At 53.9% G+C, this 15,309-nt stretch carries 16 protein-coding genes; 4 read left to right on the forward strand and 12 right to left on the reverse strand.

Translation table 11 applies throughout. The features are described 5' to 3' along the window. Window positions 1–97: 97 nt before the first annotated feature. Genes G6Q15_RS05500 through G6Q15_RS05530 form a run of 7 tightly spaced genes read right to left on the reverse strand, consistent with a single transcriptional unit; the run spans window position 98 to window position 5,766 of the window. Window positions 98–754, reverse strand: a complete 657-nt coding sequence (locus tag G6Q15_RS05500) for an NAD(P)H-binding protein (RefSeq protein ID WP_164116546.1) — start codon at window positions 752–754, stop codon at window positions 98–100. Between the two features lie 12 nt (window positions 755–766). Further along, window positions 767–1,945 (reverse strand): deoxyguanosinetriphosphate triphosphohydrolase, encoded by a 1,179-nt coding sequence (locus tag G6Q15_RS05505; protein ID WP_164116548.1) that lies wholly within the window; start codon window positions 1,943–1,945, stop codon window positions 767–769. A 35-nt stretch (window positions 1,946–1,980) separates the two neighbouring features. Then, entirely contained in the window at window positions 1,981–2,676 is a 696-nt protein-coding gene (locus tag G6Q15_RS05510) for an amino acid racemase (protein WP_164116550.1), read from the reverse strand. A gap of 5 nt (window positions 2,677–2,681) precedes the next feature. Next, window positions 2,682–4,118 carry an NAD(P)(+) transhydrogenase (Re/Si-specific) subunit beta gene (locus G6Q15_RS05515; protein WP_240330790.1) on the reverse strand — a complete coding sequence of 479 codons (1,437 nt, stop codon included), beginning with the start codon at window positions 4,116–4,118 and terminating at the stop codon, window positions 2,682–2,684. Window positions 4,119–4,168: 50 nt separating this feature from the next. Further along, window positions 4,169–4,453 (reverse strand): NAD(P) transhydrogenase subunit alpha, encoded by a 285-nt coding sequence (locus tag G6Q15_RS05520; RefSeq protein ID WP_164116552.1) that lies wholly within the window; start codon window positions 4,451–4,453, stop codon window positions 4,169–4,171. Window positions 4,454–4,504: 51 nt separating this feature from the next. After that, window positions 4,505–5,626 carry a Re/Si-specific NAD(P)(+) transhydrogenase subunit alpha gene (locus G6Q15_RS05525; protein WP_164116554.1) on the reverse strand — a complete coding sequence of 374 codons (1,122 nt, stop codon included), beginning with the start codon at window positions 5,624–5,626 and terminating at the stop codon, window positions 4,505–4,507. Between the two features lie 14 nt (window positions 5,627–5,640). Then, complete coding sequence (locus G6Q15_RS05530; RefSeq protein ID WP_164116556.1) at window positions 5,641–5,766, reverse strand: aa3-type cytochrome c oxidase subunit IV; 126 nt, start codon at window positions 5,764–5,766, stop codon at window positions 5,641–5,643. 203 nt (window positions 5,767–5,969) lie between these two features. Here G6Q15_RS05530 and G6Q15_RS05535 point away from each other — a divergent pair, with 203 nt between their 5' ends. Beyond that, window positions 5,970–7,388, forward strand: a complete 1,419-nt coding sequence (locus G6Q15_RS05535; RefSeq protein ID WP_164116558.1) for a sigma-54 dependent transcriptional regulator — start codon at window positions 5,970–5,972, stop codon at window positions 7,386–7,388. Between the two features lie 7 nt (window positions 7,389–7,395). Here G6Q15_RS05535 and folP read toward each other — a convergent pair whose 3' ends face one another. From folP to G6Q15_RS05550, 3 genes are all read right to left on the reverse strand, one after another. Continuing rightward, window positions 7,396–8,493 carry a dihydropteroate synthase gene (gene folP, locus G6Q15_RS05540; protein WP_164116560.1) on the reverse strand — a complete coding sequence of 366 codons (1,098 nt, stop codon included), beginning with the start codon at window positions 8,491–8,493 and terminating at the stop codon, window positions 7,396–7,398. A 19-nt stretch (window positions 8,494–8,512) separates the two neighbouring features. Next, window positions 8,513–9,667: a site-specific DNA-methyltransferase gene (locus tag G6Q15_RS05545; protein ID WP_164116562.1), complete on the reverse strand. Its 1,155-nt coding sequence runs from the start codon at window positions 9,665–9,667 to the stop codon at window positions 8,513–8,515. A 213-nt stretch (window positions 9,668–9,880) separates the two neighbouring features. Continuing rightward, the gene (locus G6Q15_RS05550; protein WP_240330772.1) at window positions 9,881–10,474 is read right to left on the reverse strand and encodes a ribonuclease HII; all 594 of its coding nucleotides are present in this window, start codon (window positions 10,472–10,474) and stop codon (window positions 9,881–9,883) included. Window positions 10,475–10,580: 106 nt separating this feature from the next. Here G6Q15_RS05550 and G6Q15_RS05555 point away from each other — a divergent pair, with 106 nt between their 5' ends. Then, window positions 10,581–11,756 carry a PQQ-dependent sugar dehydrogenase gene (locus G6Q15_RS05555; protein ID WP_164116564.1) on the forward strand — a complete coding sequence of 392 codons (1,176 nt, stop codon included), beginning with the start codon at window positions 10,581–10,583 and terminating at the stop codon, window positions 11,754–11,756. A gap of 3 nt (window positions 11,757–11,759) precedes the next feature. On the opposite strand, the gene G6Q15_RS05560 is transcribed toward G6Q15_RS05555, so the two are convergent. Further along, window positions 11,760–12,506 carry an extensin family protein gene (locus tag G6Q15_RS05560; RefSeq protein ID WP_164116566.1) on the reverse strand — a complete coding sequence of 249 codons (747 nt, stop codon included), beginning with the start codon at window positions 12,504–12,506 and terminating at the stop codon, window positions 11,760–11,762. A gap of 22 nt (window positions 12,507–12,528) precedes the next feature. After that, on the reverse strand, window positions 12,529–13,323 hold the full coding sequence (locus G6Q15_RS05565) for a DUF1499 domain-containing protein (protein WP_164116569.1): 795 nt from the start codon (window positions 13,321–13,323) through the stop codon (window positions 12,529–12,531). A gap of 156 nt (window positions 13,324–13,479) precedes the next feature. Here G6Q15_RS05565 and G6Q15_RS05570 point away from each other — a divergent pair, with 156 nt between their 5' ends. After that, window positions 13,480–14,718, forward strand: a complete 1,239-nt coding sequence (locus tag G6Q15_RS05570; protein WP_164116570.1) for a TCR/Tet family MFS transporter — start codon at window positions 13,480–13,482, stop codon at window positions 14,716–14,718. Between the two features lie 76 nt (window positions 14,719–14,794). After that, on the forward strand, window positions 14,795–15,307 hold the full coding sequence (locus G6Q15_RS05575; protein WP_164116572.1) for an N-acetyltransferase: 513 nt from the start codon (window positions 14,795–14,797) through the stop codon (window positions 15,305–15,307). Window positions 15,308–15,309 lie beyond the last annotated feature (2 nt).

The following is a 15,309-nucleotide window of genomic DNA, read 5'->3' on the forward strand; positions in this document are numbered from 1 at the left end:
CCCGCATCCTCATGCCACGCGCTTTTCCTGCGCAGCCAGCGGAATTGTTTTTCACCAATCCGCATGCAGAGTCAATTGGCCACGCACAGCTATTTTCTTATTTCTCGGCCAAATCCCGAATTGCCGGATTTTCATGAACAAAACTGCCCTTTCCGCCCTCATCAAACAGCGCCCAGGCAGCCGCTGCGACATCATGCGCATCGATTGAGCGGTACTTTTTGAGCGAACCATGCAGCAACATATCCGTAAGTGGGCTGGCAAATACCGCTAGCGATTCGCCCCAGCGCAGCGGACCGATGCGGTCACCTTTCAGCAGGCCGGGCCGGATAATATCCAGTCTCTCAAAATCGCATGCTCTGAGCGCTCCTTCCGCCTCACCTTTCGTTTTCAGGTAGAATGCAGAAGCATTCGCATCCGCCATGGTGGATGATATCGACACAAAATGCCGCGCACCCGACGTCTTTGCCGCTTCCCCTACAGTGCGCACCAGTTCCAGGTCGATTGCGCGAAATGCTTCCTGAGAACCAGCCTGCCTGATGGTGGTACCCAGAGCACAAAACACCGCATCGGGGGCGATGGAAGCAATCGCCTGCGGCCACGTATCCGTATCATGCACATGCCGCATATTATGGTCATCACCGCGCACCTCCCGGCGGCCGAGACTATGCACTTCAAAATCCCCATGTGCCTGAGCCTGAAGCATGAAATTGCCCCCGACCAACCCGGTTGCACCAACCACCAGCAGCTTTTTCATCGATTCGTTGCTCTACACATTGCTCAATCCTTCAGGCGCGCTGCCCGTCCACTTTATGCATTCACGCAGGGCATAGCGGTCCGTCATACCCGCCACAAAGTCGGCAATATGGCGGCTTTTATATGGCTCTTCATCCGGCAACCTGACCTTCCAGTCATCGGGCAGACTTTCCGGATTTTGCGTATAATGGTCCATCAGCTTCGCCACGACGACACGCGCTTTATCCGCTGCAGCCTTCTGTTCGGGGTGGAAATAGAGATTGAAATACATAAACTTCTTGAGAGCGCGCTCCTTGAGCGCCATGGTATCTGAAAAGCCCGCTATCATGAGATCCGCATCGCGTGCATCATCTGCTGTTTTTACGCTGCATTTCTCTAACCGCTCTTTTGTCGCCGTAACGACATCATTGACCATCAGGCCAATCTGGCTGCGCACCAGTTCGCGCAGACGCATATCCTCGCTTGCATCTGGATATTGCTCTGACACAGCCTCCCACTGCCGCGCAATAAAAGGAAGTTCGAGGAGCTGCTCCAGTGAGAGAAAACCGGCACGTACCCCGTCATCAATATCATGATTGTCATAGGCAATATCATCGGCAATCGCCGCGACCTGCGCTTCGAGCGAAGGCCATTTGCCAAGCGCCAGATCAAAAGCCGCATTTATTTCAGCAAGTGCCCAATTAGGCTCATGCACAGGGCCATTATGTTTGGCCAGTCCTTCCAGCACTTCCCAACTGAGATTCAGCCCCCTCCAGTTGGGATAGGGACTTTCCAGCTGCATCAGCGTGCGCAATGTCTGCGCATTATGGTCAAATCCGCCATGTGACGTCATGGCGTCCTGCAGGGCATCCTCGCCTGCATGACCAAAAGGTGGATGGCCGATATCATGCGCCAGACACAGCGCTTCAGTCAGGTCCTCGTCCAGGCCCAGTGTCCGTGCGATCGTACGGCCAATCTGCGCGACTTCCAGACTGTGGGTCAGGCGTACCCGGTAATGGTCTCCATCCGGCGCAACAAAAACCTGTGTTTTATGGCGCAAACGCCGGAATGATATGGAATGGATAATCCGGTCACGATCGCGCTGAAACACGCTGCGGGTACCGCGCACAACATCAGTTTCTTCTTGATGCTGGCGACCACGACTGTGATGCGGGTTTGAAGCGTATGAGGCCCGGATGATATTGTTATCCATGCCGGTACTCTCCTCAATTGCCTGTTGCATGCGCTTTATGCGCCGTCCAGTATCCAGTCAACGGCAGCATCGGCATGAATACGTGCACCATTATATATGGGCAGGATATTTGCATCGGTATTGATAATCATTTCCAGTTCGGTACAGCCCAGTATCACCGCATCCGCGCCCTCTTTTTCGATATCGGTAATAAATGTTTTCATGAGCCTCTCGGAATCGCGTGAGGTTTTGCCGAGCATCAATTCTTCATAGATAGTCTTGTTGATACCATCGACCCGGTCCATATGCGGCGGGATCAGGCTGATGCCATGACCTATCAAACGCTGCCGGTAAAAGCTCTCGGTCATCACTTGGCGCGTACCGAGCAAGCCCGCCTTTTTGACGCCATCGGCTTTCATTTTCTCGCCCACACAGTCTGCTATATGCAATATAGGCACAGAAACGGCACCTGCCACGTCATCGTAAACTTTGTGCATCGAATTGGCCGCTATCACGATAGCAGTCGCTCCGCTGCCTTCCAGGCGTTTGGCTGCCTCCTGCAACGTGCAGGATGCATGGCCCCATTGTTCAGCTGTCTCCAACCTCGAAAGCTCGCAGAAATTCAGGCTTTCAATGGCAAGTGGCGCGCTGCACATTTCGCTGACGCGTTTGCGTACCTGCAGATTTATCCGCTCATAATAGCTGCTGGTGGAAATCCAGCTCAGTCCGCCGATCAGGCCCAATTTACGCATTCGTATCAATCCAGACTTTTCACAATTTCCTCAACCATCTTCTTGGCATCGGAAAGCAGCATCATGGTGTTGTCCATGTAGAAAACTTCATTGTCGACGCCAGCATAACCGACTCCGCCCATGGAGCGTTTGATAAAGAAAATTGTCTTGGCCTTGTCGACATCAAACACGGGCATTCCGTAAATAGGCGAACCCTTGTCGGTTTTCGCCGCCGGGTTCACAACATCGTTTGCACCAATAATGAACGCCACGTCGGCCTGTGCAAATTCGCTGTTGATATCCTCCAGCTCAAACACTTCATCATAAGGCACATTGGCTTCTGCCAGCAGCACATTCATATGCCCCGGCATACGGCCCGCGACCGGGTGAATGGCATATTTGACGTTCACTCCCTCTTCTTTCAGCGCGTCGCCCATCTCACGCAGCGCATGCTGCGCCTGTGCCACGGCCATGCCGTATCCCGGCACGATAATGATGTTTTCCGCCTGCTTCATCATATAGGCCGCATCTTCGGCACTGCCGCGTTTCCATGGACGGTCAATTTTCTCGCCCTTTTCGCCGCCACTGGCATCTGCGCCAAAGCCGCCCGCTATCACGCTGATAAAGCTGCGGTTCATGGCGCGGCACATGATATAAGAAAGGATCGCACCCGATGATCCGACCAGCGCGCCGGTGATAATCATCGCCGTATTGCCAAGCGTAAAACCCATGGCCGCCGCAGCCCAGCCTGAATAGCTGTTGAGCATTGACACCACGACCGGCATGTCCGCACCGCCAATCGGAATGATCAGCAGGAAGCCGATCAGGAAACTGAGCGCCGTGATCCAGATAAAGAGCTGTCCTTCACCCGCACCGCCCTGGGCCGAGATAGCAAACGCCGCGATCATGCCAAGAATGGCCGCAAGCACCCCAAGGTTAATAACATGTCGCATGGGCAGCATGATCGGGGATCCCGACATATTGCCGTTCAATTTCAGGAACGCGATCACCGAACCACTAAATGTAATGGCACCAATGGCCACACCCAACCCCAATTCCACGCGGCTGACGGTGAGTATCTGTCCCGCGCTGTCGGTAATGCCGAACGCACCCGGGTTGAGCCATGCCGCGAGCGCTACCAGCACAGCAGCAAGGCCCACCAATGAGTGAAACGCCGCCACAAGCTGCGGCATTGCCGTCATCGCAATACGCCGCGCAATCAGGAAGCCAATCAAGCCGCCAATGACAATTGCGCCAATAATCTCATAGATGTTGGCAAGGTCATGCGTAACCAGCGTCGTGACAACGGCAATCGCCATGCCCGCCATACCGTACCGGTTACCCGCGCGGCTTGTTTCAGGCGAAGACAGTCCGCGCAGCGCAAGGATAAAGAAAACGCCCGCTACCAGATAGGCCAGCGCAACCCATGGATTTACTGGGCCCGTGTCACTACCCGCAGCCATGGCAGGGGTAGCGAAAAGAAGCGCAGATGCGCCAGCAAACAACATCCGCATTATTTGCGCTCCTTCTTCTTGTACATGGCCAACATACGTTCCGTCACCGCAAAGCCGCCAAAAATATTGATGCTCGCCATCACAACTGCTGCAAGTCCCAGATATTTGGCGACCAGCGAACCTGCCTCGGCACTTGCAATAAGTGCGCCGACAATAATCACCGAACTAATCGCATTGGTCACCGCCATAAGCGGCGTATGCAGCGCAGGCGTAACAGACCAGACGACATAATAGCCGACAAAACAGGCCAATACGAAAATTGAGAGAATTGATATAAAGTCCATACCTACTGCCCTGTTAAATCTTTAATTATAAATATAATCCCAAAAAAACGCTCAGCTTAAAAGCCTCTCGTTCACTATCCTACCATCCTTGGTGAGACGGATGGCGTCTCCGATTTCTTCGTCCAGTACCGGCTCGCCTGTTTCTTCATCCCAGAATGCGGAGAGGAAGTTGTAGAGATTGCGTGAAAACAGCGCAGAAGTGTCAGCTGCCAGACGGCTTGGGACATTTTTGTGACCGACGATTTTCACGCCGTGTTTTTCTGTCACTTCGCCAGCCACGGCGCCTTCGACATTGCCGCCCTGTTCAACTGCAAGATCGACAATTACACTGCCTGGTTTCATGGTCTGGATCTGCGCGTCACTAATCAATTGCGGCGCGGGGCGTCCGGGGATCAGTGCGGTAGTGATGACAATGTCCTGCTTGGCAATGTGGCTGCTTACAAGTTCGGCCTGCGCTTTTTTATATTCATCTGACATTTCAGTGGCATAACCACCCGTACCTTCGCCTTCGATACCAGCAACATCTTCGACAAAAATCGCTTTTGCACCCAGGCTTTCAATCTGTTCCTTGGTTGCAGCGCGTACATCAGTGGCGCTGACCTGCGCGCCCAATCTGCGCGCCGTTGCAATCGCCTGCAGCCCGGCAACACCCACGCCCATAACAAAACATTTGGCCGCTGAAACCGTACCTGCCGCGGTCATCATCATCGGGAATGCGCGGCCATATTCACCCGCCGCATCCAACACAGCCTTGTAACCCGCAAGGTTCGATTGCGAAGACAGGGTATCCATCGATTGTGCACGGGTAATGCGCGGCATGAATTCCATCGCCAGTGCTTCCAGGTCCAATCCGGCATAAGCGTCAACACGCTCGCGCTCGCCGAACGGATTGAGGCTCGCCGCCAGCAAAGCACCTTTCTTCATACCGCTTAAGCTGTCCGGCGCAGGTCCCTGTACGCCCAGTATAATGCCGGCATCTTTAAGCACGGATGCCCGGTCACCGACCTTTGCGCCTGCTTCTTCATATTCGGCATCACTAATCGACGCCGTTTTACCCCCACCTGTTTCAACCGCCACTTCCGCGCCCAGTTTAATGAACTTTTTGACAGTTTCAGGGGTAGCGGCAACCCGAAGCTCACCTTCGGCTTGTTCCTTCAGGACAGCAATTTTCATGGGCGCACTTTCAATTAGCTAGCGATGAGCAGAACAATAAATGCTGTCACGATAACCGTGGCAACCGTACCCCATTTCATAAGGTCGATAAAACCGGAATATGTTTTTTCCGCTGCCTTGTAATCATTGCCGGATGACATTTTGTACCCTTTCATACCATTTAGTCTTGGCTGGACTGTAATGGCATGATGGCCAACGCTCAAGTGTCCATTTCGGATAGTCGTGGACAAGCCTTCAGGCGCTTTATCCTTATAAACGCGCGCAATTTTATTACTGCATGCTTAACAGTTTGTTTACCAAATTCCGCTACGTCAAACAGGATGGGTATTAAGCGGAAATCCTTATGAATGACACGGTAAAACACCTTGTTCTGCTAGTGAACAATAAGCCTGCAGAGCAGCGGGAAATCACTGCACATGCCGCGAAAGCTGGCTGGCAGGTTATTTATGCTGACGATTCGGAAAGCGCCATCACAGCATTGGGAACGCAGCGGGGCATGCGTCTTGACGCCATAATTGTTGATCAGCACGTCGTTGGTGACACGGTATGTGAACTGATCGCTCAGCTGAAATCACGCCGCACTGCCCTGCCCATATTGATGTTGGCCCAAAGCACATCACCCTTGCTTGCCGTTGAGGCGATGCGGGCAGGTGCGACCGATTATATTATAAAACCTGTCGCCCCTGACCGCCTTATCACCGCGCTGGATGCAACGGTCACACGCGCCGATACAGTCGACGAATTGCAACCATTGACGGAAAAAATTGCCGCTCCTCTTGAATTTGATGCAATAATCGGCTCGTCACCGCCATTTCGGGCCGCGCTTGCCATTGCGGCTAAATCTGCCCGTTCGCAAGTACCGATCCTGATTGAGGGTGAAAGCGGCACCGGCAAGGAAATGATCGCCCGCGCTGTTCACGCCGCAAGCCCGCGTGCAAAAACGCCTTTACGCATCGTCAACTGTACCGGCTACATGGATATACAGCTTGCCAGCCAGATTTTTGGGCATGAGCAAGCCGCGTTTGCCGGTGCTTTCGAGCAGCATACCGGTCTTATCCAGCGTGCAGATGGCGGGACATTGCTGATAGATGAAATCGACCAGATGTCGCTCGAAACCCAGGCACGGCTTATCGAGTTCATTCGCACAAAGGAAATACAGCCACTTGGCGCAAAGCACGGTTTTCAGGCAGATATCCGCATATTGGCATCGAGCAACCGTCCGTTGCCCATGCTGGTTGAAAGCGGCGAGTTTCGCGAAGATCTTTTCTTCGCACTAAGCGTCGTGCACCTGGAAATTCCTGCACTTCATGCACGCCAAGGCGATATTCCGGCTTTGGTACGCCATTTTCTGGCACGGATTGCTGAACAGCCAGGTATGCGCAGCCTGGGTATTACCGACGATGCTATACAGTTGCTCTGTGCCTATGACTGGCCCGGAAATGTCAGGCAATTGCAGAACACCTTGTTTCGCGCGGCAATATTCTGCGACGGCGATGCGCTCACGATACAGGAATTTCCGCAACTTTCGAATATGCTGGGTGAAGTGGACGCAAATAGGAATGTTTCACAGGAAGGCATTGGTGTTGCCCTTTACAGCGAAGACGGCAATTTACGTCCACTGGAGGAGATTGAGGCGGATGTTATCCGCCTGGCCATCGGACATTATAGCGGCCGCATGACCGAAGTTGCCCGGCGCCTGGGCATTGGCCGTTCCACGCTTTACCGCAAACTTTCTGATCTTGGCATCGATAACGCGGCCTGAACGCCTGCTACATCGCGGTCAGCGCGGCATCGCGTAATCCGCGCCACACATGCATCGCCTGCACCGTTTCTGCCGCATCGTGGACACGGATGATATGGGCACCGCTCTCCATCGCCTGCTGTGCCAATATCAGTGATCCTGCCAGTCTTTGATCCGCAGGTGCCTCTTTCGACAGCGCGCCAATCATCCGCTTGCGGCTTGCGCCAAACAATATGGGCTGGCCAAGAGCATGGAAAAGCGCAAGATTATTGATCAGCGCCAGATTGTCCTGCAGCGACTTGCCAAAGCCGATACCCGGATCAACAATAATATTCTCACGCCTTATACCGCCAGCGACAGCGACCTCTATCCGCTCTTGCAAATGATCGAATACATCCGTCACGACGTTGGAATAACCATCATTCACATGCGGATCTGTACCGGATGATGGACTGTGCATGAGGATAACGGGACAACCGGCCTGCGCGGCAATGTCGAGGGCGCGTTCATCGTGCGAAAGCGCCGATATATCATTTATGATATGCGCGCCTGCCGCAAGGGCGGCCTCCATCACCGCAGCTTTGCGGGTATCAATCGAAATCACCGTCCCGCCAGGCGCAAGTTTCTCAATAACCGGCACCACGCGCTTGATCTCATCACCCTCCCATACCGCAGGAGCATCAGGCCGGGTGGATTCACCGCCAATGTCGATCATGGCCGCGCCCGTTTCGGACATCGCAAAACCTGCCCCAGCCGCTGCGACCACGTCGTCATCAAATTGCCCGCCATCGGAAAAACTGTCAGGCGTAACGTTCAAAATACCCATGATTTGCGGCTGGTCGAACCGGACGGTGCGGCCGCCAAGTTCCAGTGGTGCATGGGTTTTTGAAAGGTTCGCAAATTGCTGCTGCGCAGATTGTACAAGGTCAGCATGCAGGTCGTTCAAAGCATTCGCAAAGTTCGATACAGATGTCAGTATATGCTGCTTGCGATGCCCCGCATCGTACACCGCGATTTCGAGCATATGACACCAGACAAGCGAGCCACCCAGGCGAATGCAATCACCGTCATAAAGCTGCGGGCTTTCCGCCATGCCCACGGGGCGCACATAGACGCGGTGGCTCATAGATTATGTTCCAGTTCGATCAGGGTTCAGTGGCAAGGATATAGGTCTGGCGCAGTTTGTCTATCGGCTGCAGGCCCTTTTCATCTTCATAATGCCAGAATGTCCAGCCATTGCAGGACGGTGCTTCCTGCAGGGTCGCACCCATTTTGTGAATCGACGCCTGTTCGCCTTCGCATGACAGCGAACCATCCGCACGTACTTTCGCTTTCCAGCGGCGTTTCTTATCAGTCAATACCGCGCCCGCATCCAGATAGCCTGTTTCCACAAGTGTGCCAAAGGCCACACGCGGCTGGCTTTTGGGCGATTGCATCGTCTTGAGCGCGCTTTCATCAAGCGGCAGTGCAGCCTCGATCCGTTCTTCGGCAACCTCGATATAGTTATCTTCGCGTTCGCACCCGATCCAGTCACGGCCCAGGCGCTTGGCCACAGCACCCGTTGTGCCAGTCCCGAAAAACGGGTCGAGCACTACGTCACCCTTGTTGGTCGTAGCCAGCATGACGCGGTATAGCAGCGCCTCGGGCTTTTGTGTCGGGTGCGCTTTCGTACCGTTGCGCTTAATCCGTTCCTGACCACCGCAAATGGGCATCACCCAATCAGAACGCATCTGAAGTTCATCATTCAGCGTCTTCATGGCGCGGTAATTGAACGTATATTTCGATTTTTCCGACTTGGAAGCCCAGATCAGCGTTTCATGCGCATTGGTAAAGCGCGTGCCGCGGAAATTGGGCATGGGGTTGGCCTTGCGCCAGATAATGTCATTGAGGATCCAGTACCCAAGGTCCTGTAATATGGCACCCACACGGAAGATATTGTGATAACTGCCAATTACCCAGAGCGAACCATTCGGCTTCAGGATACGGCGCGCTTCGGTCATCCATTCTGTGGTAAACTTGTCATAAGCCGCCAGCGTATCAAATTTGTCCCAGTCATCATCAACGGCGTCCACCGTCGAGCCTTCCGGCCGCACCAGATCACCGCCGAGCTGCAGGTTATAGGGCGGATCTGCGAATATCATGTCGATGGACTCATCGGGCAAACCCCGCATCTCGGCAATACAGTCGCCGCGCAATATCTTGTTCAGCGGCAAATCGTGCTTGACCGCTTCCTTTTTCGGCCTCGGTTTTGCCTTTGACGCAGCTTTTGTTTTCGCCGGAACTTTTTCGATTACACCCATTACATATGCCCCCAAGGAAACAAGTGCACGCACTGTTGAGTCCTCACATGCGTCAGGTCAAGCGCCTTAACCTGCAGGAATCCTCGCAAAATGTAATTGGAAATTGAGAACGAAGTGAGTCCAAATCGACATATGGAGTCTTTTCAGCGCGTGCAGACTCCATATCTGGTGGTGTGGCGCAGAGGACTCACATCTTAAAAAAGCGCAATTATTTCATATCAGTGATAGCTGGGCGACTGGTGCAAAGGAACGGCGATGGTGCGGCGTGGGTCCATATGCACGCAGTGCTGCCATATGTTCGGCTGTGCCATAGCCCTTGTTGCGCTTCCAGCCATAGTGCGGATGCGCCTCAGCAGCCTCCAGCATCATGGCATCGCGTGTTTCCTTGGCAATAATGGACGCTGCCGAAATGCAGGGGTGGAGCGCGTCACCGCCAACAACTGCCTCTGCACTATATGGCCAATCCGGCAGACGGTTGCCGTCAACAAGCACGCTGTACGGCACATCTGGTAGCGCATCCACCGCCCGCGTCATTGCGAGCATGGTAGCCTGCAAGATATTGATTGCATCAATTTCCTGGGCAGACGCAATACCGACACCAAATGTACATTTTGCGCGGATCTGCGTTTCCAGTTCCGCCCGCCGCTTTGCGCTCAGTTTCTTGCTGTCATCCAGGCCAATAATATCATGTGCTTCAGGCAATATGACAGCGGCCGCCACAACCGGTCCGGCAAGTGGGCCCCTGCCTGCTTCATCCACGCCCGCTATATGCCCTATGCTGCCCATGCCATTCTCGCTAGCCAGCATAAGGAACAATTGCCAGTCAAATTGATTATGTGGGTAAACAAACACGCAAAAATGTCCTAAGGACTAAAACAACATCTTCCCCGATTTTCTTACCGGAGAGCCCATCATGCACCGCATCGCCATTACTGCCACCTTATCTTTCAGTCTGATCGCCTGTACAGCCAGCAATGGCAATGCGGTGAGCGCGGAAAATGACGATGCGCAAACTTCCGTAATATCACCGGTCGACGGTCTCGCATTTGTAAAAAATGAAATGGGCACCTTTGACGAACCATGGGCCATAGCATTTATCGGCAATGACCTTCTGGTTACCGAAAAGGCAGGCAAGCTGTTTTACCTTCAGCTGGACAATACCGGCGCGGTCGAATCAAAAATCGAAATTTCGGGAGTTCCTGAAGTGGATTATGGCGGTCAAGGCGGCTTTGGCGATGTTGTGCCTGCACCCGATTTCGCCCAGTCAGGAAAAATTTATCTCAGCTGGATTGAGGCCGGCCAGAACGATACACGCGGCGCGGTTGTTGGCATTGCTGACTTGAAATTCAATGACGCCCATGAAGGCCGTCTGGAAAATATGGAAATCGTCTGGAAACAATACCCAAAAGTAACGGGCCGCGGCCATTATTCACACCGCATCGCCTTTTCACCTGATGGTAAATACATGTATATCGGATCGGGCGAACGGCAGAAATTTGACCCCTCACAGGACATGAAAGCCAATTTGGGCAAGATTGTCCGCCTCTATCCCGATGGCAGTGTGCCTGAGGACAATCCGTTTTACGATCAGGGCGGCGTGACAGCGCAGATTTGGTCGCTGGGCCACCGCAATATCCTGGGCATGGCCTTTGATAGCGAAGGTCGCCTTTGGAACCAGGAAATGGGGCCGCAGGACGGCGATGAACTTAATCTGGTCAAAAAAGGCGAGAATTACGGCTATCCAATAGTTTCGGAAGGCATCCATTATGATGGCCGCGATATCCCGAACCATGACACCCGCCCAGAATTTACCGCACCCAAAATCGCATGGGTACCAACCATCGCACCGGGCGGGCTGATATTCTATACCGGCGACAAATTCCCGGCATGGAAGGGCAGCGCCTTTATTGGCGGTCTGCGCAGCGAAGCATTGATACGGGTGAGTTTTGACGGCGAAAATGCCAAAGAAGCCGAACGCTTTGATATGGGCGCACGCATCCGTGAAGCCGAGCAAAGCCCTGATGGCAATATCTGGATCGTCGAAGATGGCGAGAATGCTAAACTCTACAAGCTGACACCCGCAAAATAACCCTTACCGGCAAACCGATTTGCCCAGCAGGCCCCGGTCCGTCTGGTCAAAATGGAAATGATCGGCATGCGCCGCATTATAATCGGGTGACAGCACTGTCCCGAACAGATCACATGCCCCATCGCGGATACTGGCAAGAAAAACAGATTTCGCTGTCCCCTGCCCCCAGTCGCGTTTTACATTGACCGTGCGCCCATCCGCCAGATCAAATCCGGCAATATCCATCGCATTGCCTGTGGCATGCTGGCTCCAACGCCCTTCGCTGCGTCCATAGACACGGCGGCAACTATAAGCGCCGTAATGACGGATACGCACGACAGTCGAGCCCAACAGGCGCTGCGCCTCCGGCTTCACAACATGCCATTCCCATAAGGCTAGCCCCGCAAATACCGGGCAGGACGGGGTTACATCTGTGGGACGATAGCCAATATCCAACTTGCCACCGCGCCCGGGACGCACCAGATTTGATGCACGGCACTGCTGCTGCCCCCTGGGCGGAAGCGCAGTATATTCTATACCCGCATCATCCAGCAGTGCCTGGCACTCTGGCGTATTACGCTGCAGAGCGCCCAGTTTATTGACCGTAAACAGTCCCACCGGATCAGCCAGGTCAAGGGGTTTCCATGGTGCATATTCGGGGTTCTGTTCGGTATAGTACCAGCCTGCCGTGATGACAGCAGCCAAAAGCAGCCATTGCAGCAGTTTCTTCGTCCGTTTACGGGATTTGCGACGGGCATATCTGCTTACCATCTCATGCCCCCGGTTTTATCTGTCAGTTTGATGAAAACTGGACTTTCAGGTCCGCAAGCAGCTCCCGCACACGGCGCGCATTAACGCCCAGGTCACTCAGCCCGACACGGGAAACCGAACGGATATCAACAATAGTTTCGCCTTCTTTCTCACCAGACACAATCCGGAAAACCACGTCGTCTTTGAATTTCAGCAGAGCCACTTCATCCGTCGCTTCTATGCGGCCTTCCTCCTGATCGACCGCCGCGATTTCCCAACCGCGCTGTTTGACCAGCGCTTCCGCCTTGGCAAAAACCTCTTCCACCGGTGCCTGCAATATCAGCGTCTGGACATCACCATAGGCATCTTTATGCATTTTCACCCAGCGTTCGCGTGCATCCATGCCGCGAAACTCAGGTTCCTTATGCCCCGGCATGTCTTTCAGATTGTCCTTGCGCAGTTCCAGCACTGCAAAAGCCGGCGGATTTTCCAGGTCAGTCGTTATGTCATGGATCATCGGCAACGAACGCGCCTTTGAAATCTGCGTTCCGATATAGCCGACATATCCGCCTGCCAGAATCATGCCCAGCAACGCCACCAATATGATACGCGCCCCGGCTTTCAGATAACGAAGCACGGTGTAAAGACCAATCAGCAGTGCCGCGATTCCAATAAAAAAAGCATAACGCATGCCTGCCACACCATCCAGTTTGCTCCACTGGCCATTACCCGCACCGATGGCGCTGATAAGTGCGGTTGCGACTGTTGCAATGCCCAAAAGCAGTGTCAGCCGTGACAGCCAGATCGACCAGTGCAGTTTCCGCGGTGCATCATTCATAACCAACCCCCTGTTGTGCGCGCCTGCGCATTTTCACCTATTCCATAAGTTTCCTGCGGCCATTGTCAAACGCTCGCTGCGCGGATAGGCCAGTATACATACCAGCATCACCTATCAGAAACCCGCAATGAACTGCACGATGGAAGTAACAGCAAGATGATTAATCCACGCCAGCGCAAAATGGCGACCGCATTCGTGCTGTTGACCGTTTTTACCTATTCCATGGGTTTCGGCATCATTATGCCTGTGCTGCCAGACCTGATTATGGAACTGGAGGGTGTTTCACTCTCCGAGGCAACGCTTATAGGTGGATACCTTGCGGCATCCTATGCACTTTTCCAATTTCTGCTGGGGCCTTTGGTGGGCAATCTGAGCGACAAATACGGACGCCGCCCAATCTTCCTGCTCTCGCTTTTAGGGTTTGGCATTGATTACGCGCTGATGGGCTTTGCACCGAATATCATCTGGCTGTTTATCGGGCGTTCAATCGCTGGCGGCCTCGGCGCGATATTCGGTCCCGCCAATTCAGCGATGGCAGATATGAGCAGCGGTAAAGACCGCGCAAAAGGATTTGGCCTGGTCGGTGCCGCTTTCGGCATTGGTTTCATTGTGGGACCGGCGCTCGGCGGTTTGCTTGGCGATTTTGGTACACGCGTGCCTTTCTTCGTGGCGTCCGGGCTTGCGATCGTTAATTTCATCTTTGGCTGGTTCGCGTTTCCAGAAACGCTTGCCCCGGAAAAAAGACGACCATTCAACCCTGCCCGAGCCAATCCCGTGGGGGCATTGGCCAACCTGCGCAGATATCCATCTATTCTCGGCATGGCACTCGCTTATTTCCTGTGGATGTTAAGCTCATCCATCTACCCCGCCACATGGGCTTATTTCGCGCCGGCTCAGTTTGGCTGGGACAGCAAGACTGTGGGCTATTCACTGGCTCTGGTCGGGCTTAGCATGGCAATCGTGCAGACGCTTGTCCTGGGGCGCAGCGTGAGCAGGTTCGGCGAACGCAAGACCGCTATAATTGGCCTTTATGCGGCCGTATTCTTTATGCTGTGCTACGCATTCATCACCAGTGCGGCCCTGGTCTTCATTATATGCGCATTTGTGGGTATACAGGGCATGGTAATGCCCAGCCTGAACGCGATGATGTCACGCCGCCTTCCCGATGACATGCAGGGCGAATTGCAAGGTTTCAACGGGAGCCTTGCAGCACTTGCGTCTCTTGCCGCCCCGCTGACCTACAACACCGCCCTGTCCCATTTCACCGCGCCGGAGCGCACATCGCAATTTGCAGGCGCGCCGTTCGTCATTGCCGCCGCCGTGGCGATACTGACTTTGCTCATCGTCACAAGCCTGAAGCCTGCCACGAAACTACGTGAAAAATCGCAGGACTAACGCTCAGCTACATCTCGACAAATGATCCATTCCCGCCTATCTGCGCGCATCTCCGCCAAATCAATCTGGACATGCCATGATCGAAATCATTCCCCTTGCCGAAATACCTTCTGACTGGACAGAAGAATTGCTTGATCGCGCATTTGGTAACGACCGATATAAACGCACGGCCTATAAAGTACGCGAAGGTGTTGAAGAACTCGGCGCGCTCAGCTTTGCTGCCATCGACGGCGAGCGGCATCTGGCGGGTACCATCCAGTGCTGGCCGGTCATGCTGAGCGAACCGGATGGCAAAACGCACCCTATGATTATGGTAGGTCCCGTCGCCGTGCTACCCGAAAGACAGGGCGAAAATATTGGCAGACTGCTGATGCGCAAGATGCTGGATACACTGGCAATAAACGAAAGCCTGCCGCTCGTGATGGTTGGTGATCCCGAATATTATGACCGCTTCTTTGCTTTCAGCGCTGAAGGTACTGCAGGCTGGGACATGCCCGGTCCGTTCGAAAAACACAGGCTGCTGGCGCGTGTTCGTGAAGGGCAAACCATACCCGAAAAAGGCATGCTGGGACCATGGAAACGCGGATAAAG

The sequence above is a fragment of the Sphingorhabdus sp. Alg239-R122 genome, assembly GCF_900537065.1.
Classification (GTDB): Bacteria; Pseudomonadota; Alphaproteobacteria; order Sphingomonadales; family Sphingomonadaceae; genus Alg239-R122.